The following is a 26,573-nucleotide window of genomic DNA, read 5'->3' on the forward strand; positions in this document are numbered from 1 at the left end:
TTTAACCGATAGAAACCAGTTCCTCATCTTGACTATCAGCTTTACTGACGGTGACTGGTGAAGGTTGATTTCGGTTGCCCCCGATCGCTAGTAATTCACCATTACGGATCACAACTGTTTGGGAACAGCTAGGACAACTATAGGTTTGATGGGTATGCCCAACACCAGAAGACTCGACGATATCGGCATGGGCAAGATAAAAACTAATTGCTTTTTCTGCCAAGTCTGACATCGAATCCCCATCAATCGCAGAACGAATTTTAAGCTGCTGGTGTAGTCGTTCGGGGAGATAGAACGTAACTTTTTGCGTTACCTTTTGCTTATCTTGCATAGTGGTTAAGAACTGTGAATACCCGGGTATGTATTTAAGGTACAGGTGAAATATTCTGCTGTCAAGCCGTTATGTCGCTATGCCAGTAATATCTTAACATTTCATTATATTACTGCCAAAGAAATAGCGGTGCGGGGCAAAGCCCCATACCGCTATTTCTTGACTGGGAAAGGAGTATAGCCACCGCCAACTGTATCAGGACATAAAACCCAAAATCATGTTGTCGCGCTCCGCGCGACAACATGATTTTGGGTTTTAATTTTGTCCTAATAAGACTGGAGGTAGCTATATATGCTTCTGGTTTGTTGTTTGCCTAAATTTTAGGAATTGCCGAAAATCTCTTTACCCAGATTCAAGAATCGCTATAAACTTATCCTTAGGAACAAGATTGGCAGTAATTTGGTCATGATCCTTAGCAACATGAATCCCAAACAATACACTTGAAATGCATCTACGTTGCTAATGCATCCTACATGGAGTGAGTTATGAACGTTTCTAAAATTGGTCATTCCAACATCTTTAATTTAGGTTGGGGAGCTTTAGCAGGTATTGCCATAACTTTGACGAACGTTACACCTAGCTTTGCTCAAAGTGCACTCACGCTTGGGCGTAACTTTCGCCCTGATCCTGCCACTTTAGACGGAAATGCTGGGGGGAAAGTCAGTATTGCTAGCATTGCGGGGATTGCTGATAATTGTCGTGGCTTTTCCAATGCTAAACCCAATCACACGATTACTTTGACCGAAACTTTTCCTTTAATGGATTTTTTGATTTATACAGGCAATATCAATGATGAGCCCACAATGTTGGTTAAGGGACCAAATGGTATTGTCATTTGTGCTAACGGTGAGGCTGGTGGACGCAATCCTCAAGCTAGTCGCCGTTTACCTAAGGGGATTTATCAGGTTTGGGTTGGTTCTAAAAATATTAACCACTCCTTTAGTTACACATTGTCTTTAAGTGAAATACGTCAAAAATGAAATTATTGAAACTACCGATTGCTGTATTGGGATACTCCCTAATAGCAGTTTTGCTATCCGCGACCCCTGCGATGAGTCAGGAAGTCTTAAGACCGATCTCACCGAAATTCACTCCCGATCCTCAGGTTTATTCTGGGAATGCAAGTGGAGGTTTACCGTTGCAGTCAGTTGCTAACCGCAAAGCTAATGGACAATGTCAAGGTTTAACACAGCAGTCTGCCAATCATTCTTTGACATTACAAAAGAATTTTGGTTTTTTAGCATTGAAGTTAATTAGCGATCGCAATCTCTCCCTACTCGTCCAAGGTCCCGATGGTGTTTACTGTCGTAGTGGCAAAAATCCCGAATTATCAGGTGCTTGGATGGCAGGAAAATATGAGATCTGGGTTGGTACTATGAATGGAGAGTCTAGCTCTTACCAACTGACGATCAGCGAAACTAATCAATGAACAAATCAATGAACTAATTGATCGCATTCCGAGCTTGTTGATTTCAACGAGGGGGCTAATTTCTAGTTTTACATCAGAAGCCATAAGATGCTATGACCAATCCCATCCAAGAAATAGAGGTGCGGGGCAAAGCCCCGCACCTCTATTTCTTGGTGGCAAGTCCCTTATACCAATTCACAAAAGTGTGACGACACTTTCGTGAATTAAAAACCAAACCCAGTAAGGTTTTGAGATTCCCAAAATGGCAACGCCATTTTGGGAATTGGTATTAGATTATTGCTTAGAAATATTCCAATAGGGAAGTTGCTGGTTTGGTTCGATCTTTACTCCATCTACTCCTTTTTGAGCAAACGCATATTCTTTGTTTTGCCATAGCGGAATGAATGGCACATCTTGCGCTGAAATCTCTTGGATTTTTTGGAGTAGTTGCGATCGCTTAACGCTATCTCGCTCTTTTCTCTCCTTGGCGATCAGATCGTTGATTAGGGGATTATTGTAAAACGAGCCTTGAAACTGGCTACCACCTTTTTTGCAACGATCGCCTTCAGCTTCTTCACATTCTAAAAAGGGTTTGATGTAGTTATCGGGATCGAGAATATCAGGTACCCAATCGAGTAAGTATGCTGGGTAAACTCCCTTGTCTAAGAAAGCGTAGCCTACGGTGTTTTCGACCCGTTCGGTTTTAATTTGGATGATTTTGCCAACATTTTTTTGAATTGAAGCACGTAAAGTGCTGGCAATGAGATCGCCATTGCCTCCATATTTTGGGGAATACCAAATTGTAATTTGCGCAGGTTTTTCATCGGAATACCCTGCGGTTTCCAGTAACTGTCGAGCCAGTTTCCCATTATTATCACCATATTTTTGCTCGAATACGGGCTTAGATTCGCCAAAGGCACTGGGAATCAGACTGTACAAAGGCGATCGCTGATTGAAAAATATGCGTGATTCTAATAGGGGGCGATCGATCGCTGCGGCTAGGGCTTGACGCACCCGTACATCATTGAGTGGAGATTGCTGGGTATTTAGTACCATGTAAAGAATAGTGGCTCCTTGACCAGAAGCGATCGTCCAGCCATTGGCTTTTGCATTGGATTCAATATTCTTAACCTGAGTTGGTGTGAGTGTTTGAAAAGCGATGTCAATCGCACCCGTCTTAAAAGCATTGAGTAAGTTGGCATTAGAAGAGAAAAACTGAATGTCAATACCTCTATTTACGGGTTTCTTGCCCCAGTAATCAGGAAATGCATCTAAGCGTAAGTAACTACCTTCAACAAATTGTGTTACTTGATAGGGACCAGTTCCGACCAATTTATCGGGTAAGAACAAGAGTTTGCCCGTTTTCTCATCTTTGATATGTTTGTAAACCTGTGGTGAGATCGCGGCTGCACCTGTGAAGGCTAAGAATTTTGGGAAAAACTGGAGAGGTTCCTTGAGCTTGAAAATCAATTCTGTTTCGTTCGGAGCGGAGATTGCCTCGATAACATCTCCCAAGATATAGGCTGGCGTTCCTTTGGAGTTCATGAAACGTTCCAAAGCAAATTTCATTGTATAGGCATTAAAATTAGTGCGATCGTGGAATTTGATCCCCGTTTTTACTGGTACGGTATAAATTAAGCCATCATCGCTAACTTTTGGCATATCTGCCGCCAGTTGGGGTACGATCTCGTTAGAGCCTTCTTTGTAGGTGTAAAGGCGTTCGAGGGTGTTGTAAAAGATATTACTAATAAAAAACTCGTTGGCATCGGCAGGATCGAGGGTACGGATTTTGCTAGTCGTACCGATAACGATACGTTCGTCAGTGCGATCGCTTATTCCTAATCTGTTGCGGTTATTGATGATTTTGCCATTGGTACAGGCAAATAGGGATGTTACTGTAATCAGAGCGATCGCAACCCAAGTAAACAAGCGACGCAGCAAATATCTCATTGATCTGTTTAGCCGAAAACATAACTGTATTTCTAACTGCTAAATCTTCTCACAATGTCGGTTCGATTTTGTAGTTATACCAATTTCCAAAATGGCAACGCCATTTTGGAAATCTCAAAACCTTACTGAGTTTAGTTTTTAATTCATAAAAGTGTTGTCACACTTGCGTGAATTGGTATAACTATAGCTGTCGCCAACCCCAAAGAGAGTTGCCGCGCGGAGCGCGGCAACTCTCTTTGGGGTTTTGATTTTGTCCTAACAAAACTGGCGGCAGCTATAGGTTTAGTTTTTAATTCACAAAAGTGTGACAACACTTTCGTGAATTGGTATAGGAGAAAATCTAGAGGCTTTGTCGCTTGCATTGCAAGCGATAAAGCCTCTAGATTTTTAAGGTTATTTGTGGCAAAACTTCACCTATTAAGACTTTCCTTAGAAGCTACAGGGACCCTTCTTTCCATTAGGACAAACTGTCTCTTCATCGGTTTTGGGAAGTTTTGCCTTGTCAAAAGTAACACCCGTTAGATTAATTCCATTCAGCTTCGCACCACTCCAGTTGGCTCCATTTACTTGACCACTAGTGAGATTAGCTCCACTCAGATCGGTATTAGTCATGTCTGTGTAGTTGAGCTTAACGTTAGAAAGGTTAGCTCGTTTAAGACTTGTAAAGCTCAAATTCAACCCAGATAGATCTTGCTCTGCCAGATTTCGACCTTCGCGAGGATCGTTAACGATTTGCCAAGCTAAAAGAACGGTGGGGCTAAATCTTGTCGCCTTTTCCGTGCCTTGAGCGCCAATTTTAGAATTCTTGAGGTTAGCACCCTCCATTTTAGCGCCAATAAAATTAGAACGAGTTAAATCGGAGCCTCCCAAATCCACAAGAACCATTTGAGCATTTTTGAATTCCGACCAAATTATGCTGGATTGGATTAATCTGGCTCTATTTAAGTTGGCATTAGTGAAATTCACGCCATCGAGGTTTGCCTCTTGGAAATTTGCGCCAACAAGACTGGCATCTTGCATTTTTGCCCCTGTGAGAGTCGCTTTACTGAAATCGACATTATCCAGTTTGGCTCCCTTAAAGTCCGCATTAGTGAAGTCTTTGCCTTTTGCATCCTTGAATAGCCCCCATCGTAAACCTAAGTCGAAGATGGGTCTATTGACTAAACCATAGATTAAAAACACTACAGCGATCGCACCTAACCCAATCGTAGGGATTTTAAGATAATCCTGCCATAACGATTCCAAGCTAACACTCGGCATCGACATTTTAGGTTTACTCGGAGCAGGCTTATGGGGTGGCGGCGGTGCGGGTGGCTCATAGCCATAAGCTCCGTAATTCTCCTCAGTAAATCGATTGAAATCAATTTGATCGGGAGGCGTACCCATACGAGCCTGTGTCGAATCACCAAAATTTGCGGCTGGTTTACGGCGATCGCGGGGGATTTCTCGCGTCTCACTTACCCCTGTTGCATCGGTGCGAGGCGAAGATATGGGTAGGTTTCGGCTACGGGAAGGCATTTGCGTACCTTGAGGTCCGATCGTGGTGATGTTATCTGACAGATCGCCGCTATCTAGTAACCCAGACCAATCAGTATTGTCGTCATGGATTTCTAGCCCAAGGTCATTAAAATCGGGCAAGCTAGTATCTTTACGCTTAGATGGATGAGCCGAGTTTCTATCTCTACCATAGGAGGGGTTCCCCATCGAGTTTCCTCCACTCGAAGACATCTTGCCGCTGGTATCTGAGTAAGAAGAGCCAGTCGTCGGTCTTCCGCCAGATAGCACGGTATCAGCATCTAATAACTCTGACCAACTTTCATCAATGGAATTGATTGGTTTGCGACTTTGCGGATTTGGCTGAGCATGAAAGCGATCGAAGTCATCTTCTTCCTTTTTCTTAGCCATTCGACTAGGATTAGTAGGAGGTAGGGGAAGACTGGTATTGGCTGCTGAGGGAGTTTTAGGATTAACACCCTGATGGGGATTTCTTTTTGGCGGTAAGGGTGGTAAAAAAGGTGGTGGAGGTGGATTATTGAGAGATGGAGAAGTGGGTTCTTGCTTTGCCAGAGGGGGAAGATTTGGAGGCATTGGTGCAGGCATGGGCGCAACTGACTTTGGCGCAGGCATGGGTGGCGTTAGCCCCGTAGATATTGACGAAGTGCGAAAACTAGAATCAAAGTCGCCACCCGTAGGATCGATACTATCTAAGTCGAAATCGTCTAAAAAGTCACTATCACCCGCACCTAGATTGAAATTTGAGGGTGCTCCAAAATTTACAGGTGGCGAAGGAACCCTCTCTGGAGTTGAGACGGGCTCCTCAAATACCCCTGATGGCGAAGTAAAGCCATTGAGTAAGTCGTTAGCCATAGCCTCTTCATGCAAATCTACTTCATAGCTACCACTAATTAAATCGCTGTCTAAAATACTTTCACTTAATAAAGCATCTTCAAAGGGATCTGTAGGAAGTATACTGACAGAACTGTGGGAAGGAGGAGGGGGAAATGTCGATGATTTGGTAAAGGAATCTTCTGAGTATGGAGAGTTGGTGCGATTGGGGGTGAGTGTTGTGGGAACAGTGCCAAGACCAAATTCAGCCATAGGGATTTCGGGCAAACTATCCTCATCAAAGGAAGCTAAATCAAAATTTTCATCTAGCATACTCTCTAAATCATTAGCTCTTTCGGCTATTAGTGATTCAGAAATCTTTTCATTGCTATTCTCACTTCCTAAGTCATAATCCTCGAACTGTCTTGATGGTATTGCGGCAGAAAAACTATCGGCACTGACATTATCAACATTATTAGCAAAGTCGTCATCTGTATAATAGGAATCAGTAATTTGTTCGTTATAATTAGCAAAGTCGTCATCTGCATAGTAGGAATCAGTAATTTGTTCGTTGTTAGGTGGATTGTTATTTTCCCAATCTGACAAGGGTGGGGGAGATGGTTCGGAGAGGCTTAAAGCATTATTTTCAAATTCAGCACTGATATCTTCATCAATCTGATCGAACTGATCGAAGCGATCGGCAAATTCATTAAAATCAGTAAATTGGCGATCGAAGTTTTGGTCAGAGTTATCTAGGGAATTATCTAGTGCTGTTGCTTCTAATGGAGCGACAAACTGATCATAGGCAACCGATGGAACTTCTAAATTAACAGCCTCCGCCATGCTGTCGCTTTGGATTAGGGTATAGGGATTAAGTGACTTTTCTGAGAAATCGCTATCAACAGTACCTAACAATGCATCGTTAAAAATCTCTGAGGTTTCTTTGATCGGTGGCAAATAGTCATCCACTAGATCCTCTTGCCAAGCATCATTGCCAGTATCGATCGCGGCTTCAAGAGTGGCACTCCAGTCAGCATCATTTTCAATACTATCAATAAGTTGATTTTCAGGATCTGCTAAGGCACTTTCTAAGGCATTTTCTACTGGAGCATTCCAATCTGACTCATTACCAATTGTGTCATTGGCAAATTCTACATTCCAGTTTGCCTCGTTTTCAATTGCAGATTCTAAATAATCATTACTCAGATTACTCTGATCACCCAGATCGCTCTGATCACCCAGATCGCTCTGTTCAAAAGATTCTTCAAATTGGAATTCGGGGGCTGATTCAGAGCCTAAATTCGATTCGGGAGCAAATTCATTGTCAATATCGGTAAGGTGGGGAATGGGAGCGTTAAAATCAAATCCAGCATTCTCTTCCAAGTCACTTGGGTCTGATGATGGCAAGTTCTGCCAATCGTCAAATGTGCCAAAGGCATTGTTTATGGATGTGTCCGAAATTGCAGCGGCAGCTACATTAGGAGAGCTATCCCAAACCGCATCATTGTCGAGTTCTGGTGCTACTCCCTGTCCCCAATCACTGGTAAAGGCATCGTCAAAAGTATTATCAAAAGCATTGTCAATCGCTGTGGATTCATAAACAGTCATTGGATCTGATGGGTTGCTCGACCAGATCTCGTCTTCAGTCATGCTAGCATCTAGAGCTTCTAAGGATTGCCCTGAGCCGAATCCATCGTCTAGATTGCTAGCCATGTCTGGAGAGAGAGCGCTCACTTCTTCTCCTAGAGATAGGTTTTGTGGATCTTGATCTATAGACTGGCTTGATGGAAATTCGCCTTGAAAATCGTTACCCATTGATAGATCTTCAATGAGCAGATTCTCTGGAAATTGGGCAGATAGATCTTCAGGAATTTCTAAATCATCGGGTAATAAATTATCTTGAAATTCATCGGAGAGATTTAAATCATCAGAGAGATTTAAATCATCAGGTAATAAATCATCTTGAAATTCATCGGAGAGATTTAAATCATCAGAGAGATTTAAATCATCTTGAAATTCATTACTATAATCATTGTAGGGGTGATTGGATGGTAAATCAGGATTTAAATTTAACTCACTGTTTGCATCACTGTTTGCATAGTAATCTTCAGTATTGTTGCCGTCAGTTCCGAAAATGTTGAGGTCTTGGTCATCCGTTACTGAATATTCACTGGCGATATCAAGGCTAGGTTGACTAGGGATATCCTCGAAATTCTCTTCTAATAAATCTGAGATACTATCCCAATCAGGATTATTTTCTTCAGCACTTAAATCAAAACTTGAGCCATCACTATCTTCTAATAACTCTGCTAATCCAGAGATCTTGCCTTCTTCGTCACCAATACTTTGGAGGGAATCTAGGCTAAAGGAGTCTGAAGCGTTAAGTCCTAGAGAATCTAGCTCGGCAAGATCTGCATTTCCCAAAAAGTCTAATTCATCTAATTCATCTAATCCGAAATCGTCATCAAGACCAATGTTTATATCCTGTAAGGGCTGAAGCGTTGTTTTTACTGGATCTATGCTGGGATTTGTAGAATCAGCTTGGGGCTTATGCTCAGGCTCATCCATTCTGGTCTTGAGATCGGTCACAATTAACCAATCGATATTCCCAAGATCGCTATCAGACTCTTTTGCCTGAGGTTTGTTAGCGTAACTATTTGAGGATGTATTTCTTTGGGAGGACGATCGCTCAATTGGCTCATCCAAACCAAGCGATCGCAGCCACTCAAGATCCTCAAGATCGTTCTCAGTCGTTTGGGCGCTCGATGATTGTGAGGATGGGGTGGTTTGATTTACTTCTACCTTTTGCTGAGGAGCTCCGCCAATTCGCGTACTGAGATCCGATATAATCATCCAATCGACATCAGCAGCATCAGATTGGAGCGATTGCTTTTTATCTGGTTCGTTAACACCTTGACCTTTGATTGGGTTGTTTTTGTTGGAAGCCATGAATCAATCCTCAAATCCTCAGCATTATGTTCTGACTTGCACCACTTGGCGCTTGCTACCTTAAGATCGTAGTTTATCTACCATATCAATCGCTGCAAATTATAGCTTTACAACAATACAAATGGGATTGTAAATGTGACTTTAACAATAGCGACTTTCATCGACAAATTTCAATCGGCTAGTGGTATTAAGCGATTTATTTTAGTCTTTGGCAAGCTGTAGTGATTTCAATGTATACAAGGTTTAAGCTAATCTTAACAAATAAAGCCTACAAAAGTGGAAGTAATACTACATCTGTCGCCATTAGAATTATGCAGAATGTTTTCATTCCAATTTTATTTTTGAAGCTGTAAGAATGTACCGATTCTTTGGGCAGCTTCTCGCAAAATCTCTGGTGGATGGACTAAGGCAAATCTGACATAACCCTCACCATGCTGACCAAAACCCTTGCCCGGAGATAGGGCTATGCCAGTCGAGCTAATTAGATCTAGACAAAATTTAACTGAATCATGGGCATAGCGATCGGGTAATTTTGCCCAAAGATACATGGTTGCCTTAGGTGTGGGAATTGCCCAGCCGATCGCCTTGAGCGAATCAATCATCGCATCGCGCCGCTCTTGAAATGCGCTAACTACACGATCAATCGATACGCGATCGCTTGCCAAAGCCTCGATCGCACCACGCATGATCCCCTGATATTGATTGAAATCTACCGCCGCTTTAACTTGGCGCAAAGCTTGAATTAGGTCGCGATTACCGACGGCAAAGCCTACCCGAAATCCGCCCATATTGTAGGATTTGGACATGGTAAAAAATTCGATGCTAACGCAGCGATCGCGATCGGCTTGCAAGATTGAGGGTGGCTTTGAACCATCAAAAATCAGATCGAGATAAGGGAAGTCATGCACTAATACGAGATTATGCGCTTGACAAAACTGAACTGCTGATTGCAAGAATTCCAGCGTGGCGGTAGCGGTGGTGGGATTGTGGGGATAGCTTAACACCATCATTTTGGCTTGACTGAGGACTGCGGCGGGGATATCGGCAAATACTGGTAAAAAGTTGTTTTCCGCTAATAGGGGCATTCCATAAACGCGCCCACCTGCTAGATGAATTCCGCCATAGTGGGATGGATAGCCAGGATCTTGCAGAAGTGCAAAATCATTAGGATTGAGGATCGCAAGGGGTAAATGGGCTGTACCTTCCTGTGAGCCAATGAGAGGTAATACTTCTGTTTCTGGATCGATTGTGAGGCTAAAGCGCTGTTTTATCCATGCGGCTACTGCTTCCCTAAAGTCTAAGGTACTTCCAAATAGAGAATAGCCATGGGTATGGGGATCGTTTAAAGATTTGGCGATCGCTTCTAAAATAAATGGCTCTGTCGGTAGATCGGAGGAACCAAGGGATAGATCGATGACGGTCATTCCTGTGGCTCTGACCTCACTTTTAGCCCGATCCATATCGGCAAAGACATTAAATTGTAGAGGCTTGAGGCGATCGGCAAATTGCATAATTTAGTAGATAAACAGATAAAAGGTCGATGAAGATACAGATAATTTTACGCTAAGGCTCTTGCGGATCAAAAATGTCCCACCACATTGCTTCGATTCCGCTCAACCAACGTTATACCAATTCACGAAAGTGTTGTCACACTTTCGTGAATTGGTATAACTACGCCTCCCACACTACCCCACACTTTTTAGTACTTGCGATAACATAGAGATAGCTGTCAAAATTATTTGGAGAAAACCCATGGTTTGCTGCAAAGCTAAATCTAAGCTTGCTAAAGCGATAAAGTTACATCGCAATTTTCACTTTAAGTCTGGACTATTGCTAGATCAGGGTGTGCGATTGCTGGGCGTACATAAATTTCCTCTTACTAAGCCCCTTTACAAAGCAGTCAAGGTGGCTGGCTATACAAATGTCTCCCTCGCTAGTATTGCGCTTGTCCTATTAGAAGACTAAGATTGCCATTAGCACGATTCGTATATAGGAAAATTTCGCATGATTACATTGACTGACGCAGCGATCGCTCGCGTAAGAAACCTCCAAAGCCAACGCGCTACCTCTGCACCTCTGCGTTTAGGCATTAAGCAAGGTGGCTGCTCGGGCTTATCTTATTTGATGGATTTTGCCGATCAACTTGAAGCGGATGACAATCAATACGAATGCAATGGTGTAAAAATTGTGATTAACAATAGCAATTTGCCCCAGTTGCAAGGACTAGAACTTGACTACACCGAAGATTTGCTTGGAGGAGGATTCCGTTTCCGCAATCCTAACGCGAGCAAGTCTTGCAGTTGTGGTACTTCCTTTGCTACCCCCAAAGAATTGGGCGCACCTGTCGCCTGTAGCTAACTAGATCAATAATAAAAAATGGGAAGTGCCAAGCACTTCCCATTTTTTATTCTTTAACTAACTGATGCTCGAATCTGCGAAACGTTATCTTCCCAATGTTTTCCGTCAAAATATTGAATGGTAAACTTCTCCATGGCATCACCATCTAAGCAGCGAATATTAATGTCGTAATCCTGAGGATGCGATCGCGGACGGTAAAAGGGATGAATGCCGCAAGTTTTACAGAAATTATGCTTCGCAATACCTGTATTAAAGCTATAGGTCTCTAGATTATCCTCACCCTGTAGCAACTCAAAATCTTCAGGTGGTACGATCAAATGCAGGATTCCTTTCTTTTGGCAGATCGAACAATTACAATCGATCGCCTCATATTTACGTATCGCCACGCGAAATCTCACTGCTCCACAGTGGCAACCACCAAGAGCCAAAGTAATAGTCATTATGTCTATGTCCTACGCCGTAATCTATGATGGTAATTGTAATCTTTGTGTTAGCTTTGTTAGACTTTTATCGAAGTTTGATCGGGGTAGATTGTTCGGCTATGTGCCGATGCAGGATGAAGAAAACTTACAACAGTTAAATGTCACCCCTGCCGATTGTGAAATGGGAATGATCCTCATCGATCTCACGGAACCGACCCATAGATGGCAAGGCAGTGATGCGGCTGAAGAAATTGTACGACTGTTACCCTTGGGGAAGGCTTTCGTTGGGGCATATCGCGCAATGTCACCCCTAAAAAATCTGGGGGATTCAGTATATATCCAAGTTCGCGATACTCGATATGAATTGTTTGGCAAACGCGATCGCACCTATTACACAGCTTATCCCTTTGGATGTGCGGTCAAAAAAACAGATAGGAACGAACCATAATTCTCCTTTGCTATATAATTATTTCTGAAATGTTACAAGGCAAATTTTGTGTATACAGTTTCTATCGAGCAAAAGCAATACAAAACCTATGTCTTGTCTGATGAGAGCACAGGTTCTCAAATAGAAGTTGTGCCAGAGCGCGGTGGCATTGTGACAAGCTGGCGGATCAATGGACAAGAGGTTTTCTATCTTGACACTGAGCGATTTACCCATCCTGATTTGAGTGTTAGAGGCGGAAATCCCATCTTATTCCCTCTCTGTGGTAATTTGCCCAATGATACCTATGATATTGACGGCATAGACTACAAGATCAAACAGCATGGATTTGCCCGTGAATCTGCTTGGAGCGCTGTAGGGCAGCAGACCGATGACGCAGCAAGTGTAACGATTGAGCTAGTTAGTAACGAAAAAACTAAGGCTGTCTATCCATTTGACTTTCATTTAGCCTTTACCTATGTGCTAAAGGGAAATACCTTAGAGATTCATCAGGAGTACAAAAACCTCTCTTCGACACCGATGCCTTTCTCCTCTGGCTTCCATCCCTATTTTCTCTGTGGCGACAAAAATCAAATCGAAGCTCATATTCCTTCAGTTCGCTATGAAGATAATCGCACCAAAGAGAACTTTGCCTTTGATGGTAAGTTTGACTTCGATCAAGATGAGATTGATTCCGTATTTGGTAATCTCTCTAGCCGCTCAACCTCAATTATCGATCGTGATCGCAATCTCAAAATTGCGATCGATTACGATGATTTCTATACCTATCTTGTCTTTTGGACAGTTAAGGGCAAGGACTTCTATTGCCTAGAGCCTTGGAGTGCAACTCGTAATGCTCTTAATACTAAAGAATATTTAACTGTTCTAGAACCTAATGCTAGTTGTAAAGCTGTTGTGAGTATCACCGCAGAGTTCTTTTAAATGTCGATTTTGGCATTGTGTAGCGGCTCTATTTAGCTGCTATCAACTGTATCAGGACATAAAAGCCAAGATGAATGGCGGCGCTTTGCGCCGCCATTCATCTTTTGGCTTTTTATGTTGTTATGGTTTTTAGGACATAAACCCCAAGAATTGAGTGGCGGCGCTTCGCGCCGCCACTCAATTCTTGGGGTTTGATTTGTCCTCATTCAAGTGACTGTAGCTATAGAAGCCCAAAGAGTAGGATATGCAGACCTGTACTCTTTGGGTTTTACCCAAAATCGCGTTAAAGTAGTCGTACATCTAAATATTTAGTCTATCTAGGATGACACAGATTATGTCACGTTTACCTATTACCTTGGCAAATGCTTTCAGCCGCCGTAGCGCTCTAAAAATCATTAGTGGCTTGCAAAACTTCGATCGCGACTCCGTGAAAATGGTCGTGCAAGCAGCCGATCGCGGTGGCGCAACATTCGTTGACATTGCTGCTGATGCTGAACTCATTGCGATCGCTAAGGCTAATTGCTCTTTACCTATTTGTGTTTCCGCAGTGGAATCTAGCAAGTTAGTAGAAGCCGTTGCTAATGGCGCAGATCTCGTAGAAATTGGTAACTACGACAGCTTCTACGCTCAAGGTCGTGTATTCACCACCGATGAAATTATTGCTCTTACCCAAGAAACCAGAGCATTGTTGCCTCATACTGCAATTTCCGTCACGGTTCCTCACACTTTGCCCCTTGATGAGCAAGTTACCCTCGCGGAGAGACTAGAAGCAATTGGAGCTGACATCATCCAAACTGAAGGTGGTACGAGTTCCGCTCCAACCCATGCAGGTGTACTCGGTGCGATCGAAAAAGCATCGCCTACCCTTGCCGCTGCCCATGCGATTAGCCGTGCCGTTTCTATTCCCGTAATGTGCGCTTCTGGTTTGAGTAATATCACTGCACCAATGGCGATCGCTGCTGGTGCGTCGGGTGTTGGTGTTGGTTCTGCTGTTAACCAATTAAATGATGTGGTTTCCATGATTGCGACTGTTCGCGCTCTGAAAGAATCAATCAATAGCAATGTTGCAAACCAAGCAATTGTGTAATCAATATTTGCTTGATTTCGCGTTAGCAAATTAGCAAAATCTATAAACTGAAAGGCGATCGCTATGAGTTTTCTAAAGGTTCAAAGCGATCGCCTTCCTCATGAAATCAGCTAGCTAAAAGTGCGATCGCCTAATCTTGTAGCTAAAATATAAGGAGCATCTTTCATATTTTGCTTATGAATACTCTAACTCCAACGCGACAGCAGATTATTGAGTTAATTAATAACTTGCCAGAGGATTCTTTCCCTGAGCTTGTTACTTTTATCGGCTATCTTCGCTACAAGACTGTTGAGACAAGAGTAGATCTGCCTCACAACAGTTTTTTACTGTCAATTGCAGGTTTGGGTACTTCCAATGAAAAGGATATCTCAGAAAGAGATGAAGAGATTTTAGCAAATGAAGTTAATCCAATTCGTGGTTGGAGTATTCATTTAGATATAGAAGTATAAACATGTCGATAACAATTACCTAATGACAAGTATAGCGATACCACTAATAAAAAAGCTATCTGATGAAATTGCAAGCAATCGGTTTCTTCGCGCACTTTGGGCTGCATTGCGTTTAGAATTTGGCAAACTATCTTGGCAATATATCCCAAGCAAAGATCGAGATTATCTCATTATTCACTTTGGCTATGCTGATCTTGCATTACCTTCTAAAATCCGTATTAGTGTCACATATAAAAGACGAGGTGTTATTGAATCTATTATTTTTGACGATGTTGATAATAATGACTTACCTATTAGCAGATTTGAAAATTGTGTCAGAATTGCTGAAGCTTCTAATGAATCGGACATATCTATCGCTGCTAACATTCTAATTGCGTACCGCTTCTTATTTCAAAATAATCTAGGATCAGACACGGTTCGCCTTCTTATTCGTGATAGTTATAGATTCGACTTCTTTTCTCTTTTCAAAAAAAATAAACGTAAGGCGGATTTTTTTCATTTTCTCAATGATAATTGGTCTTTATGGAGTGATTTCCGTGAGACAGATTTGCTGATTAGAGTTCGTGCCTTTGACGCTGTAGATGCTAATAATCAGTTTTTACTTTATGCTCCTGCTATTTTAGATACTCTTTCAGCATTTACAAACTTATTTTTTGAGATAGATAAAATAACTAACCCCTGTCCACCATTTTCAAGCACTTTTCAAATAGCTAATCCTCCACTTGAACAAGATTGGATTGATGGTTACCCATTTGTTGAGCGTAAACTCGTTCTTAATGAAGAATGCTTGAGGCTAATCAATAATATAGTTCAAGATAATATAGATAAGGATAAACAGAAAATTTTAGATGCTTGTCATCACTTTCATGCAGCACGTTTTTTGGAAGAACAGTCTTACATTATGGGGCAGTCACAATCATTGTCTGAAATAGCAATGGTTCACTATATTTCATCCCTTGAAGTCCTTTCTTTGGTTGGATCACCAAATCCATCTACATGTCCTACATGCAACCAAGTGCAATTTCGGATATCTGCTCGTGTTAAAGAGCTTGTAGAAAGACATCATGGATTGAATGTAGCAAAATTTGTTAAGGATACATATGATGACAGATCACAGTATCTTCATACAGGTCGATTATTATCTTCAAGATCTTACTATGGACAAACTGTACCACAGCTGGATTTTTCTACCAAAAATCGTAATCGCTCTCCTATGGTAACTTTACCACTGCTAAATTTACGTGAATATGTTAGCTATTGCATTCGCAGAGTAACTTGTGAGCTTTATGTTCATCAATCTCATCTTGAAAATTCGTGAATTATTTGTTCTAAATTTTTTTGTTTAACTAGCATACCAAGTTAAGAAGGTAAGGGAGTTAGGGAGTTTAAGCAATAGAAAATAATATTTTATGAACACAGAGATTTCTAAGTTTAAGAGATTAATCTTTTTAAAACAGTTCATTCCAATTGAAAGTCACATCAGGAAAAGCAATAATTGATAGAGTATCATTCTCATCATAACGTCTAATTAACTTATATCCATTTGCCGATGGTTGCGAATATCCTTCGATCGCTTTTTTATTCACATCAAACAACCACATTTCAGGAATCCCTGCCGCCGAGTATAGAGGAGCTTTGACTTCGCGATCGTAATCAATGGAACTATCAGCAACCTCGATAATTAACAAAATATCCTCTGGCGTTGGTAATCCCTCTTCATAAAAATCATCACGAAATTTCAAGATGGCAATATCTGGCTGCGGCTCAGAGTTATCATTTAGACGAATTGAGTTTTGCGGCCAGATGATAGCCTTGCCAAAAAGACGATTAGTAAATATTGCATTCAGTCGAGCAACACAGGTAGCGTGTTTTCTGCCAATTGGGGACATAGTTTGAATTTCTCCGTTAATTAGCTCAATGCGATCGCCTTCTTGGAAAACACCAACTTCGTGCATGAGATGATATTGCTGGGTTGTCAATAGGAACTTATTCGCCAACTTATTCTGGTTTTGCGTAAGCAATTGAACTGTCATAAGCTTAGAATTAGGTAGGTTGGAGTGATATTTACGATCATCATAACTCAGCCTATAGTAATTCTAAGAGAGTGCGTCCCGAAGGGGCGCACGTTCTTAGTTCGATGAAAATAATTAGCGATCGCGAGAAATCATGACAGGTTTACGTAAAATTATCTGTTCTACCCAAGGCGCAATTGACCTTCAAATTAATGGAGCATTAGGAATTCCTTTTAATGATCTAAATCGCGATCGCGCTGCTAAGTTACCAGAAATTTGTCGATTTCTCTATCAACAGGGACTAGATGGATTTTTGCCTACCCTTGTTACTACATCCATCGAACAAATACATCGATCGCTTTTTTTCCTAGCCGAAGCGATCGCCCATCAAAAGCAAAATCCCGATCCTCACGAGGCCAAAATTTTAGGAGTCCATCTCGAAGGACCTTTTCTACATCCCGACAAGCGAGGCGCACATCCCCAACAACATCTATTACCGCTTAATCTCGATACATTACGGCAGGTATTAGGTGATTACGCTGACATTATTAAATTAGTTACCCTCGCGCCCGAACTCGATCCATCGGGGGAAACGATTCAATATTTATGCGATCGCCATATTATTGTGAGCTTAGGTCACTCCACAGCAAATGCCGAACAAACGCGAATGGCGATCGCCCAAGGAGCCACGATGGTCACCCATGCCTTTAATGCCATGCCGAGTTTGCATCATCGTGATGTGGGGCTATTGGGCGCAGCAATATTAAGCGATCGGGTTTGGTGTGGATTAATCGCCGATGGCGTTCATGTTTCGCCCGAAATGATCCAACTGCTCTATCGGACGAAAAAACAAATTTTTTTGGTCAGTGATGCCCTTGCGCCCCTTGGTTTGCCCGATGGCACTTATCCTTGGGACGATCGCCAAATTACGATTCAAAACGGTACAGCGAGATTACCCGATGGCACGCTTTCAGGCACGACCATGCCCTTAATCAAGGCAGTCAATAATCTGATCGAGTGGGGAGTTTGTGAGCCAGAAAATGCTATTAAATTAGCGATCGAAGCTCCACGCCTTGCCATGAATTTTGAAATCGATCAAAATGCTCCTCAGCGGCTCACTTGGTGCAGTTACTCGTTCTCTTGTGCTATGTCAGATTATGCTATGGAATTTTTTGCTCCACTAGACTTTCAATCGACTACGAGAGGATTCGGTTGCGAAGTTAATTGATATAGCTAAATTTCAGTATCTAAAACTATCTCAGATACAATTAGTTATAATTGAATCACTAATAATATAGGCAAAAAAAGCTAGCAAACAGATATGGTGATCGCCACTGACCAAACCCAAACTCAGCAAAAAACTCAACCAGAAATAACTCATAATGCTCTCTATGAACAGGATTTTTGCTTGTGGATCGAGAGGGCTTTATTGCTATTGCATGAAGGAAACCTTAGAGATTTGGACTTAGAGAATTTGCTCGAAGAAATTGCAGACATGGGTAATAGCCAAAAACAAGCGCTAGAAAGTAATCTCAAAATTATTCTCATGCACTTACTCAAATATAAATACCAAGCCGATAAAAGAACTAATAGTTGGCGCTATACTATAATTGAACATCGTCAAAGAATTCGTAAAGCTTTTAAAAATAGTCCTAGCCTGAGAAGATATTTCCTACAGGAGTTTACTGATGTCTATCTAGATGCAAGACAACTCGCAGTAGTTGAAACAGAACTGTCGCCAAATATTTTTCCTATAGAGTGTCCATTTACAACCGATCAAGTCTTGGACGAAGACTATTTCCCTGCTCCATAAGAATATAAATTAATTCAATATCAAACTCAAAAAATCAATCTCAGGGCGCGGCGAACATATTCTTCCCAAGATTCTGTGGTGGGTGGAAATATCATCGCGTAAAGCATAATTCCACTCATCGTATCGAAAACTAATTCTGAATCTAAATCTTGCGAAACTTCATGCCTAGATTTCGCCCTTTTGATAACAATGTCAAAAGCTTCTCGGCGTGGTTGTAAGTACTTTTGACAATAAATCTGATCAAATTCTGAATTGCTGGATGCACTGCTAATAATCATGGAAACAGTTTGTCGTCCCAATGGATTTAGAGAAATTTGAGCAGCATTTAGTCAGCCACCTGAATTTGCCAAAATTTTGCTTGCCCATGATGTCGGTCATGTCATTTATGGCTGTGACACTGGTATGTATGATGAGCTAAAGATATTGCCTTTATTTTGGTGGACAAGTGAATGTACTTTTCAAAAATTCCGTGAAATGCGAAAAACTCCTGCTGTCGATGTGATGTACGACGATATGATTCAAGAGCATGGTGTGCTTTGGCTGTATGGCAATATTTTGAAAGTTCTACCACCACTTATCCCAGAATTAATTTCAATTTGGTCTAAAATTCGTAAACGTAATAAACGATTGCCTTTTTTTGAATTTCAGCCCTTACTTGATCGAACACTTCTCGATATCCGACAAGAGTTCGATCTGCTGCCACTCATTCATTAAATTTCAGAAGCTAAGCTTGCCTCAGACACAATATCAACTCCAGACTTAACAGCACCATTAAGATGGCGATCGCTATTAATATCTGTTTGTGGTTGGTGCATTTTTAAAATCATCGCAAGACTTTGCTTGAGCTTAGTTCTAGGAACAACCGCATCCACAAACCCATGATCGAGCAAATATTCGGATGATTGAAAACCTTCAGGAATTTTTTGCTTAAGGGTTTGCTCGATGACCCGTCGTCCCGTAAAACCGATCAAAGCTTTTGGCTCAGCTAAAATCAAATCCCCAAGCATCGCAAAACTTGCGGTTACGCCGCCCGTTGTGGGATTAGTCAAAATGGGAATATACAGCAAATTAGCCTGACGATGACGCTCAAGAGCCGCCGAAGTCTTTGCCATTTGCATTAAGCTCAAAATTCCTTCTTGCATCCGCGCCCCACCAGAAGCGCAAAAGATCAAAGCAGGATAACGCTTTGCTGTCGCAGTTTCCAGCATACGGGTAATCTTTTCGCCGACAACTGAACCCATACTGCCGCCCATAAAGCGGAAATCCATCACCGCAAGGGCTGCATCACAACCATCGATCTTGCCAGTGCCAGTGATCACCCCATCACTTAAGCCTGTTTTTTGGCGATATTCTTTGATGCGATCAATATAGGGCTTACGATCTTTAAATCCTAGCGGATCGCAGGAAGTTAAATCCGCATCCATCTCTTGCCATGTCCCCGCATCGATCAACTGAGCTATGCGCTCGTAGGCATTAACTTGATTGTGATGACCGCATTCGGGACAAACCATCAAATTGGTCTTTAAGTCCTTAACGTAGGTCAAAGCACCACAACTAGAACATTTGTGCCACAACCCATCAGGAATTTCGCGTTCTTGAGAGTCTTGATTGAGATTAGGACTTTTGCGGCGATATGCTTCACTTGCGCGCGAACGCGTTTCGGCAAACCAATCAAACAGTGACATAGCGGCTCACGGTTTACAGAACAAGCTTACAGTCATTAATAGCAATAACAACTGTAGCTAAAAATACGAGGATAACTCTGTCATCATACAGTGCTTTGCGCTCTCAGTAAAACAGAGGGGATGCCGAACATCTCCCTTCTGCTTTATTCTAAGGTGTCACTACTGCTAGGCTTTTGCTTAACCCGCTCGACTTGAGAGTATTTTTCAACGGCTTGAGTTAATTCAAACAATGATTGCTGTAAAGGTTTAATGGCAATTTGCAGATCCTCGTAGGTAGCATCTTCAGATTCGTAGAGATTTTTGAGGGTTTCCACATTTTTGAGTGGAGTCTCACGCATACTTTGACTAATTACGGTAGGACCATTGTCTCTAAGAATTTCTTCGACAGTACGAATGAGGTTAGAAGATTGGTTGCGCATATTGGCAAGCTCGCGACGAGCTTCATCTTCTTCGGAATAGACTTCAGCCTCCATCCGCATTCTCTCAATTTCACTAGGGCTTAAGCCACCAGTGTTAGTGATACTGATACTCTGCTCGACCCCAGTATCAATATCGCGGGCAGATACCTTAAGGATGCCATTAGCATCGATATCAAAGGAAACTTCAATCTGAGGAATTCCCCTTGGCGCAGGGCGAATACCTTCTAACTCAAACTTACCAAGGCTTTTATTATCTTTTGCCATGGCTCGTTCGCCTTGAAGGACGTGGATTTCTACCGCTGATTGGTTGTCAACGGCTGTAGAGAAAATCTGAGACTTACTTGTAGGGATGGTGGTATTGCGTTCTAGGTTCTTGGTAAATACGCCACCTTGTGTTTCCAACCCGATCGACAGGGGAATTACATCTAATAACAGTAAATCCTTGACTTCACCACCGAGAATGCCAGCTTGAACGGCGGCTCCGATCGCTACGGCTTCATCGGGATTAACGGATTGGTCTGGCTTTTTACCATCGAAAAATTTCGATATGGCTTCCTGTACTGAAGGAATGCGGGTGGAACCACCAACCAAAATAATGCGGTTGATTTCCTTAGGCAATAGCCCTGCATCTTTCAAAGCTTGGGCAGTAGGTTCGAGGGTGGCTTTGACAAGAGGCGCGGTAATTTCATCAAACTTAGAGCGGGTGAAATCTAGCTCAATTGTCTTGGGACCGCTAGCATCAGCGGCAATAAATGGCAAGCTGATTAAGGTGGAAGGGGCGCTAGAAAGTTCGATCTTGGCTTTTTCGGCGGCTTCCTTGAGTCGCTGTAAGGCGGTCTTATCGGCAGCTAAATCAATCCCTTCTTTTTGTTTGAAATCAGCCAATAGCCAGTCAACGATCGCTGCGTCAAAGTCATCACCCCCAAGGTGATTATTGCCAGAAGTTGCTTTGACTTCAAAAATACCATCGCCTAGTTGCAGTACGGACACATCAAACGTACCGCCACCAAGGTCAAATACTAAAACAATTTGATCTTGATCTTGTTTGTCTAAACCATAGGCAAGGGCGGCGGCGGTAGGCTCATTGACAATCCGCAATACTTCCATCCCCGAAATTGCCCCAGCATCTTTTGTTGCCTGACGCTGAGTATCGGTGAAGTATGCAGGAACGGTAATGACCGCCTGAGTCACTTCTTCGCCCAGATAGTTTTCTGCATCCTGCTTTAACTTTTGCAGGATCATTGCCGAAATTTCTTGAGGGGTATAGGTCTTTTCGCCAATTTGGACATCGACAGTTTCATCTTTACCTTTGACTGCCTTATAGGGAACCCGCCGACGCTCCTCTTCGGTCTCGCCCCAGCCGCGTCCAATGAAACGCTTAATACTATAGACCGTATTTACGGAGTTGGTAACAGATTGTCGCTTCGCTACCTGTCCTACAATGCGCTCGTTGCTATCTTTGACAAAGGCAACAATACTGGGAGTGGTGCGTCCACCCTCAGCACTGGAGATGACAACGGGTTTACCACCCTCTAAAACCGAAACACAACTGTTTGTCGTACCAAGGTCGATCCCAATTACTTTCGACATAATCGTCAGTTCCGTTACAAAGCTTTTTTAAAAGTCTAGCTTAATGAATTTCTGAATAATGTACCCTAAGAATGCCTTTCAAGATGCAATGGCGATCGCATCTTGAAATATTTAATCTAGTTAGCTTCACTAGATGCATTTTCGGAAGCATTATCTGCGGATGCTGGATTGCCATCACCGCCAATTTTGCCCGAAGAAACTTTGACAAGAGCATGACGCAAAACGCGATCGTCGCTGACTAAATATCCAGGACGTAACTCTTCAGTAATTAATCCCTCTTCGTAGTCAGGGGATGGCTCCTGCATGATAGCTTCGTGGAAATTGGGATCGAAATCTTGTCCGATACATTCCATTCTTGCCACACCAGTTTCCTTGAGGCACTTAAGCAATTGCTTATATACCGACTGGTAGCTTTTATGAATTGAGGCTTCACCGTCAGTTTTAGGTGAAATCTGCAATTGTGCCCTCTCGAAATCATCGACTACTGGCAAGATTTTCTTGAGAATTTTACCTGTAATCGTGCCTTCTTGCTCTTCTTTATCGCGCTCTGTGCGCTTACGAAAATTCTCGAAGTCAGCATATAGACGCAAGTACTGTTGCTTGCGATCGTCTAGTTGCTCTCTTAGAGATGTTGATTCGGCAATTAAGTTATTAATTTTTTCTAGCGTGGCTGCTGCCGCCGCATTTGCTTTGCTTGCTTCAGACTTTGTTTCGCTAGCTGCCGCAGAAGCAGGACTAACTTCTGTTTGAGATACTTCGGGACTTGAGTCTTGATTTAACTCTTCGGTTGCCAGTTGTTGCAGCCGTGACTCAAGAACCTCATCATCTTCATCAATGAGGTCATCAGAATTTAGTTGGTTTTCTTCTTCGATCATTACGGTGATACTCTTTTAGCGCTTTTTAGACTAGCAGTAAATTGCTAAGAGTTAAAATTTAAGTGTCAATTCTGACGTTTTTTGTCAGTCATTTCGATTTTACTCTTTATCTGAGTCCACGTATAGACCTTAATAATTTTCTCAGCCTAGCGTGTTACTTAAGATATTGTTTTTATTTTAGATTCCTAAACTTGTCGGAATGCGATCGCACTAACCGCGATCGCCATGCGGTTAATGTATGTAGCCCGTACTGTAAAGCAGCTTTTCCTAATGATGGTCAGCGCGAAGCGCTGACCATTATTATTTAAATCTCTGTCGTCCTTTCTGCAAAAAATTGCTGGCAAATTTCAAAGGGAAGGCAAGCAATTAAGCGTTGATTTGGTGGAATTACCACTGTCGGCTACATTGCCAGAAGCTAAGGAGCAAAAATATTTGCGGACGATCGGATCGAGGTTAACTGCATTAGTAAAATCAGCAGATTCAATACTGCCAATATTTTCAACGATCGCATTGCGAAAATTTGCACCGTTGAGATTTGCGCCAGCAAACTCGATCAAAACTAATTTTGCGGCTGTTAGATTGGCAGAGCTGAGATTGGCGTTGGAGAGATTGGTTAAATTTAGCTCAGCCGATCGCAAGTCAGCAGCAGATAGGTCAGCGCCTTCTAAAATTGCATCATTCAGGTTAGCCGCACTTAAATTGCTGTCGCTAAGATTTGCCTTAACGAGATTGGCTTTGCGGAGGTTTGTTAATACCAAATTAGCCCCTTTGAGGTTAGCCGAATTGAGATCGGCTTCACTCAAGTTAGTTTTCATTAGTTCCGCTTTTTGCAAATTAGCCGAGCCTAACTTAGCCTGAAATAAATTGACCCGCAACAAATTTGCCTGAGATAAATTCGCTTCAGTGAGGTTAGAAAAAGATAGGTTGGCATCAATGGCACTGGCGTTACTTAAATCCCCGCCTCGTAAATCGACCTTAACGATCTTTACGCCATTTAAATTTGCGTTTTTCAGAATAACTTGGCGAAGATCGACCCGTTCGAGGACTGAGCCACTGAGATTAATATTGCTAAAGTCTTGACCTTGTAAGCGATCGCTCTGTCCGCCGATCAACTGAATAGAGTGGAAATCTCGCTGACCTTCGGCATATTTCGCTTGTAATGTTGCTGCGGTAATGGGGGTTAATTTGGTGCTAGGTGAAGCGATCGGCGTTGGGGAATTGGTGGGCGTTGGGGAATTGGTAGGCGTTGGGGAATTGCTGATTGTGGGGGAACTGGTGGGTTTAAGGGAACTTAAGGGGGCATTGCTCGGTGCAGTTATCGCAATTGGTGGGGATGGACTTTTTTTGATGAACCACAGCCCCAAACCTGTCATCGCTAGCAAAGCCAAACCTACCCATAAAAACCTGCGAGATTGGGGCTTTTTTATATGGCTTGTTGATTGGTAATCTTGCCGATCTTTACTGCGGTCTTTATCTTTACTGCTGCGTTCTTTGTCGCGATCCTCGCTGCGACATCGACGGATGAGGCGATCGCATAGCTCGCGAGTTTCATCATCGGGAATATTGGCGATCGATTGAAAAACTGGCGATAATTCAGGTTCCTGAAAGTCATTTTGCCTAAAAATTAAATTTTTGTTATCTTCATGGAAGGTTTCCCAAAGATTGGGCTGACTGGCTAGGGCGCGAAGAGATAGTGAAATTACCTCAAAGGAAAATTCATCAAGGCGATCGCCGAAATCATGGAGCGATCGCGTTGGCGGCTGATAATTAGGATGCCCCACCTCAAGGGGTGGTGCGCCTCGCAAGGCAGGAACGTACATCCCGTCATAGTCCACTAGTTTGAGTTCCCCCCGCGCATCTACCATAATATTGCCATGCTGCAAATCCCCATGGGCGATGCCCACTTGTTGCAGATCCTTTTGTAATTGTTTTAATTGACGCTCTAGGCGCAGGAGTACTTGGGAGTCGTCAATATATTCACCGATGTAGCGATCTAGTTCCGAGCCATCGACCCAATCCATTTTCAGGATTGGATACCATTCGCCTTTCACCAGAATGCCTTGAGTGAGAAATTCAAAGTCAACTAAGTAAGGGATTTGGTGCTGGCTGAGATAGTCACCGATCAATCTGTAACGTTGCTGCACGTCCGATTGCGGAATGCGTGTGAAGCAACGCACTGCCCAAGCCCGATTCCCTTTGGTAAGCTTATAAACTGTGGCGAAGTTTCCCGACCAGAGCAATACTCTTCCCCGCGAATTTTTCGTAGTGCTGGCTTGTTTGAGTTCGGGATCGGCAAAACAAAGTTGGGGATTTTGCACCGCGATCGTAAAGTCAATATTTAACGGCCAAGTTTGAATTGTCATGACTCACAATTTTGAGGCATAGGAGCGGCGTAAGTTTCCTGAATCTGTAGACATAGCAAGGTGGTATCGTCATTGGCGATGTCACGCCGATCGCGCAGTTCGTTCACCCACTCGGCAAAGGAGGCTTGCGAATCGATCTCCTCTAATTTTACCCAAGGATCTTGATTTGCTTCTATTTGCTTCAAAATCCAGCAAGCGATCGCATCGGTGGTCAGATAAAAGCGATCGCCAATTTTCGCCTCTCCCTGTATTTGGGATATGTGCATATTTGCGGCTTGTCCGTGAGTACCAATTAATTTGGGACAATTACTAAATTCTTGACTATTTTGCAGCGGGAAGCTTTTATGCAAAAGGCGATCGCGTACGATAAATAAACAGGAATCACCCACGGCAAGGGATTTCCAGCTCAAGTTAGTAAAAACTTCTAAGCTCAAAAAAGTCGCAAAGGCTCCTGATCCTGCCTTGCGTTTAGCAAACCAAGATAAATTCTGATGGGCTAGCCATTGCTGCCAATTTGTTTGCAATGGCAATAGCCAATTAGCCGCACAGCCATAAATCTCCTGCCAAGGGCAAGGACGATCTACAAAAGCTGTAACCAATTCTTTTGCCCATTCCCTCGCAAAGGAAGATTCAGTCGCCCCATCGGATAATGCGATCGATACTCTGGCGTTACATTTCGCAAAATGCCAAATGTCTTCACATTCAGTAGGGTTATTGCCTGCTTTTTGGACAGAGAAACCCTGAATCAAATTGCAATGGACGTTATTTTCTAGATTGCTTTCTAGATCTTTTTCTAAATCCTTTTCTTTACTCGGAGATGGGTTACTTGGAGATCGTTTAAGGGATGAAGTGTATAAACTGCGATCGCCATATTTTTGAGCATTTACGGAAATATCTTTAAAGCCCAAACTTGCATACCCATATTGAGGATGTGCTCCCAAGAGAGGATTAGTGCGAAAAGATCTAAACACAATATCTAGACACAATATTATTTGCGATCAGCAACTTGATCGATAACTCGATCAACAACTCGATCAGTAAGTTCAAGGTCACACCTTAGCACATTAACCCAAAAGAAAAGGCATCATAGGCTCATATATAGCTATATTCACTTAAGTCAGGACATCAAACCCAATAGAGAGTTGCGGCGCGAAGCGCCGCAACTCTCTAT

Annotated in this window: 22 protein-coding genes and 2 pseudogenes; 12 read left to right on the forward strand and 12 right to left on the reverse strand. The window is 42.6% G+C overall.

What is annotated here, in order from left to right; all coding sequences use genetic code 11:
- Position 1 precedes the first annotated feature (1 nt).
- The gene (locus tag PseudUWO310_RS01945) at positions 2-331 is read right to left on the reverse strand and encodes a hypothetical protein (RefSeq protein ID WP_055075113.1); all 330 of its coding nucleotides are present in this window, start codon (positions 329-331) and stop codon (positions 2-4) included.
- A 485-nt stretch (positions 332-816) separates the two neighbouring features.
- Between PseudUWO310_RS01945 and PseudUWO310_RS01950 the strand changes: the two genes are divergently transcribed.
- Both PseudUWO310_RS01950 and PseudUWO310_RS01955 read left to right on the forward strand, forming a co-directional pair.
- Complete coding sequence (locus tag PseudUWO310_RS01950) at positions 817-1,311, forward strand: hypothetical protein (RefSeq protein ID WP_142598555.1); 495 nt, start codon at positions 817-819, stop codon at positions 1,309-1,311.
- Entirely contained in the window at positions 1,308-1,760 is a 453-nt protein-coding gene (locus PseudUWO310_RS01955; protein WP_142598556.1) for a hypothetical protein, read from the forward strand. Before PseudUWO310_RS01950 ends, PseudUWO310_RS01955 begins: the two co-directional genes overlap by 4 nt.
- A gap of 273 nt (positions 1,761-2,033) precedes the next feature.
- Here the strand turns inward: PseudUWO310_RS01955 and PseudUWO310_RS01960 are convergent, their stop codons facing one another.
- The 3 genes from PseudUWO310_RS01960 to PseudUWO310_RS01970 all read right to left on the reverse strand — a co-directional run bounded on the left by PseudUWO310_RS01960 (position 2,034) and on the right by PseudUWO310_RS01970 (position 10,474).
- Positions 2,034-3,689 (reverse strand): ABC transporter substrate-binding protein, encoded by a 1,656-nt coding sequence (locus PseudUWO310_RS01960; RefSeq protein WP_142598558.1) that lies wholly within the window; start codon positions 3,687-3,689, stop codon positions 2,034-2,036.
- 429 nt (positions 3,690-4,118) lie between these two features.
- Entirely contained in the window at positions 4,119-8,963 is a 4,845-nt protein-coding gene (locus PseudUWO310_RS01965; RefSeq protein ID WP_142598560.1) for a pentapeptide repeat-containing protein, read from the reverse strand.
- Positions 8,964-9,298: 335 nt separating this feature from the next.
- A complete protein-coding gene (locus tag PseudUWO310_RS01970) occupies positions 9,299-10,474 on the reverse strand; it encodes an LL-diaminopimelate aminotransferase (protein WP_142598561.1) in 1,176 nt (391 codons plus the stop codon).
- 241 nt (positions 10,475-10,715) lie between these two features.
- On the opposite strand from PseudUWO310_RS01970, the gene PseudUWO310_RS01975 reads away from it, so the two are divergent.
- Entirely contained in the window at positions 10,716-10,928 is a 213-nt protein-coding gene (locus tag PseudUWO310_RS01975) for a hypothetical protein (protein ID WP_009625423.1), read from the forward strand.
- A 39-nt stretch (positions 10,929-10,967) separates the two neighbouring features.
- Positions 10,968-11,321 carry a HesB/IscA family protein gene (locus PseudUWO310_RS01980; protein WP_142598563.1) on the forward strand — a complete coding sequence of 118 codons (354 nt, stop codon included), beginning with the start codon at positions 10,968-10,970 and terminating at the stop codon, positions 11,319-11,321.
- A 53-nt stretch (positions 11,322-11,374) separates the two neighbouring features.
- On the opposite strand, the gene PseudUWO310_RS01985 is transcribed toward PseudUWO310_RS01980, so the two are convergent.
- On the reverse strand, positions 11,375-11,761 hold the full coding sequence (locus PseudUWO310_RS01985; protein ID WP_142598565.1) for a GFA family protein: 387 nt from the start codon (positions 11,759-11,761) through the stop codon (positions 11,375-11,377).
- A 7-nt stretch (positions 11,762-11,768) separates the two neighbouring features.
- On the opposite strand from PseudUWO310_RS01985, the gene PseudUWO310_RS01990 reads away from it, so the two are divergent.
- The 5 genes from PseudUWO310_RS01990 to PseudUWO310_RS02010 all read left to right on the forward strand — a co-directional run bounded on the left by PseudUWO310_RS01990 (position 11,769) and on the right by PseudUWO310_RS02010 (position 15,963).
- Positions 11,769-12,191 carry a thiol-disulfide oxidoreductase DCC family protein gene (locus PseudUWO310_RS01990; protein WP_142598663.1) on the forward strand — a complete coding sequence of 141 codons (423 nt, stop codon included), beginning with the start codon at positions 11,769-11,771 and terminating at the stop codon, positions 12,189-12,191.
- 48 nt (positions 12,192-12,239) lie between these two features.
- Positions 12,240-13,109, forward strand: coding sequence for an aldose epimerase (locus tag PseudUWO310_RS01995; protein WP_142598567.1), 870 nt, complete (start codon positions 12,240-12,242; stop codon positions 13,107-13,109).
- A gap of 334 nt (positions 13,110-13,443) precedes the next feature.
- A complete protein-coding gene (locus tag PseudUWO310_RS02000) occupies positions 13,444-14,196 on the forward strand; it encodes a DUF561 domain-containing protein (protein ID WP_142598569.1) in 753 nt (250 codons plus the stop codon).
- Positions 14,197-14,372: 176 nt separating this feature from the next.
- Entirely contained in the window at positions 14,373-14,645 is a 273-nt protein-coding gene (locus tag PseudUWO310_RS02005; protein WP_142598571.1) for a hypothetical protein, read from the forward strand.
- A gap of 22 nt (positions 14,646-14,667) precedes the next feature.
- Positions 14,668-15,963 (forward strand): hypothetical protein, encoded by a 1,296-nt coding sequence (locus PseudUWO310_RS02010; RefSeq protein ID WP_142598573.1) that lies wholly within the window; start codon positions 14,668-14,670, stop codon positions 15,961-15,963.
- A 130-nt stretch (positions 15,964-16,093) separates the two neighbouring features.
- Here the strand turns inward: PseudUWO310_RS02010 and PseudUWO310_RS02015 are convergent, their stop codons facing one another.
- Positions 16,094-16,678, reverse strand: a complete 585-nt coding sequence (locus PseudUWO310_RS02015; RefSeq protein ID WP_142598575.1) for a Uma2 family endonuclease — start codon at positions 16,676-16,678, stop codon at positions 16,094-16,096.
- A 133-nt stretch (positions 16,679-16,811) separates the two neighbouring features.
- Here PseudUWO310_RS02015 and nagA point away from each other — a divergent pair, with 133 nt between their 5' ends.
- Both nagA and PseudUWO310_RS02025 read left to right on the forward strand, forming a co-directional pair.
- A complete protein-coding gene (gene nagA, locus PseudUWO310_RS02020; RefSeq protein WP_142598578.1) occupies positions 16,812-17,885 on the forward strand; it encodes an N-acetylglucosamine-6-phosphate deacetylase in 1,074 nt (357 codons plus the stop codon).
- Positions 17,886-17,978: 93 nt separating this feature from the next.
- Entirely contained in the window at positions 17,979-18,470 is a 492-nt protein-coding gene (locus tag PseudUWO310_RS02025; RefSeq protein WP_142598580.1) for a DUF29 domain-containing protein, read from the forward strand.
- A gap of 26 nt (positions 18,471-18,496) precedes the next feature.
- Here the strand turns inward: PseudUWO310_RS02025 and PseudUWO310_RS02030 are convergent.
- Positions 18,497-18,796 (reverse strand): annotated as a pseudogene (locus PseudUWO310_RS02030) (TetR-like C-terminal domain-containing protein); the annotation flags it as partial.
- Between the two features lies 1 nt (position 18,797).
- Here PseudUWO310_RS02030 and PseudUWO310_RS02035 point away from each other — a divergent pair.
- Positions 18,798-19,184, forward strand: a pseudogene (locus tag PseudUWO310_RS02035) (hypothetical protein); the annotation flags it as partial.
- Here the strand turns inward: PseudUWO310_RS02035 and accD are convergent.
- From accD to PseudUWO310_RS02060, 5 genes are all read right to left on the reverse strand, one after another.
- Positions 19,181-20,155 carry an acetyl-CoA carboxylase, carboxyltransferase subunit beta gene (gene accD, locus PseudUWO310_RS02040; RefSeq protein WP_142598584.1) on the reverse strand — a complete coding sequence of 325 codons (975 nt, stop codon included), beginning with the start codon at positions 20,153-20,155 and terminating at the stop codon, positions 19,181-19,183. The pseudogene PseudUWO310_RS02035 and the gene accD sit on opposite strands and share 4 nt — an antisense overlap.
- A gap of 143 nt (positions 20,156-20,298) precedes the next feature.
- Positions 20,299-22,164 (reverse strand): molecular chaperone DnaK, encoded by a 1,866-nt coding sequence (dnaK, locus tag PseudUWO310_RS02045; RefSeq protein ID WP_142598586.1) that lies wholly within the window; start codon positions 22,162-22,164, stop codon positions 20,299-20,301.
- 116 nt (positions 22,165-22,280) lie between these two features.
- Entirely contained in the window at positions 22,281-23,039 is a 759-nt protein-coding gene (grpE, locus tag PseudUWO310_RS02050; protein ID WP_142598588.1) for a nucleotide exchange factor GrpE, read from the reverse strand.
- Between the two features lie 347 nt (positions 23,040-23,386).
- On the reverse strand, positions 23,387-25,402 hold the full coding sequence (locus tag PseudUWO310_RS02055; RefSeq protein WP_142598590.1) for a pentapeptide repeat-containing protein: 2,016 nt from the start codon (positions 25,400-25,402) through the stop codon (positions 23,387-23,389).
- On the reverse strand, positions 25,399-26,373 hold the full coding sequence (locus PseudUWO310_RS02060) for a hypothetical protein (RefSeq protein ID WP_142598593.1): 975 nt from the start codon (positions 26,371-26,373) through the stop codon (positions 25,399-25,401). The genes PseudUWO310_RS02055 and PseudUWO310_RS02060 overlap by 4 nt, the downstream gene beginning before the upstream one ends.
- Between the last annotated feature and the right edge of the window lie 200 nt (positions 26,374-26,573).

This window comes from Pseudanabaena sp. UWO310, from assembly GCF_006861605.1.
Classification (GTDB): domain Bacteria; phylum Cyanobacteriota; class Cyanobacteriia; order Pseudanabaenales; family Pseudanabaenaceae; genus Pseudanabaena.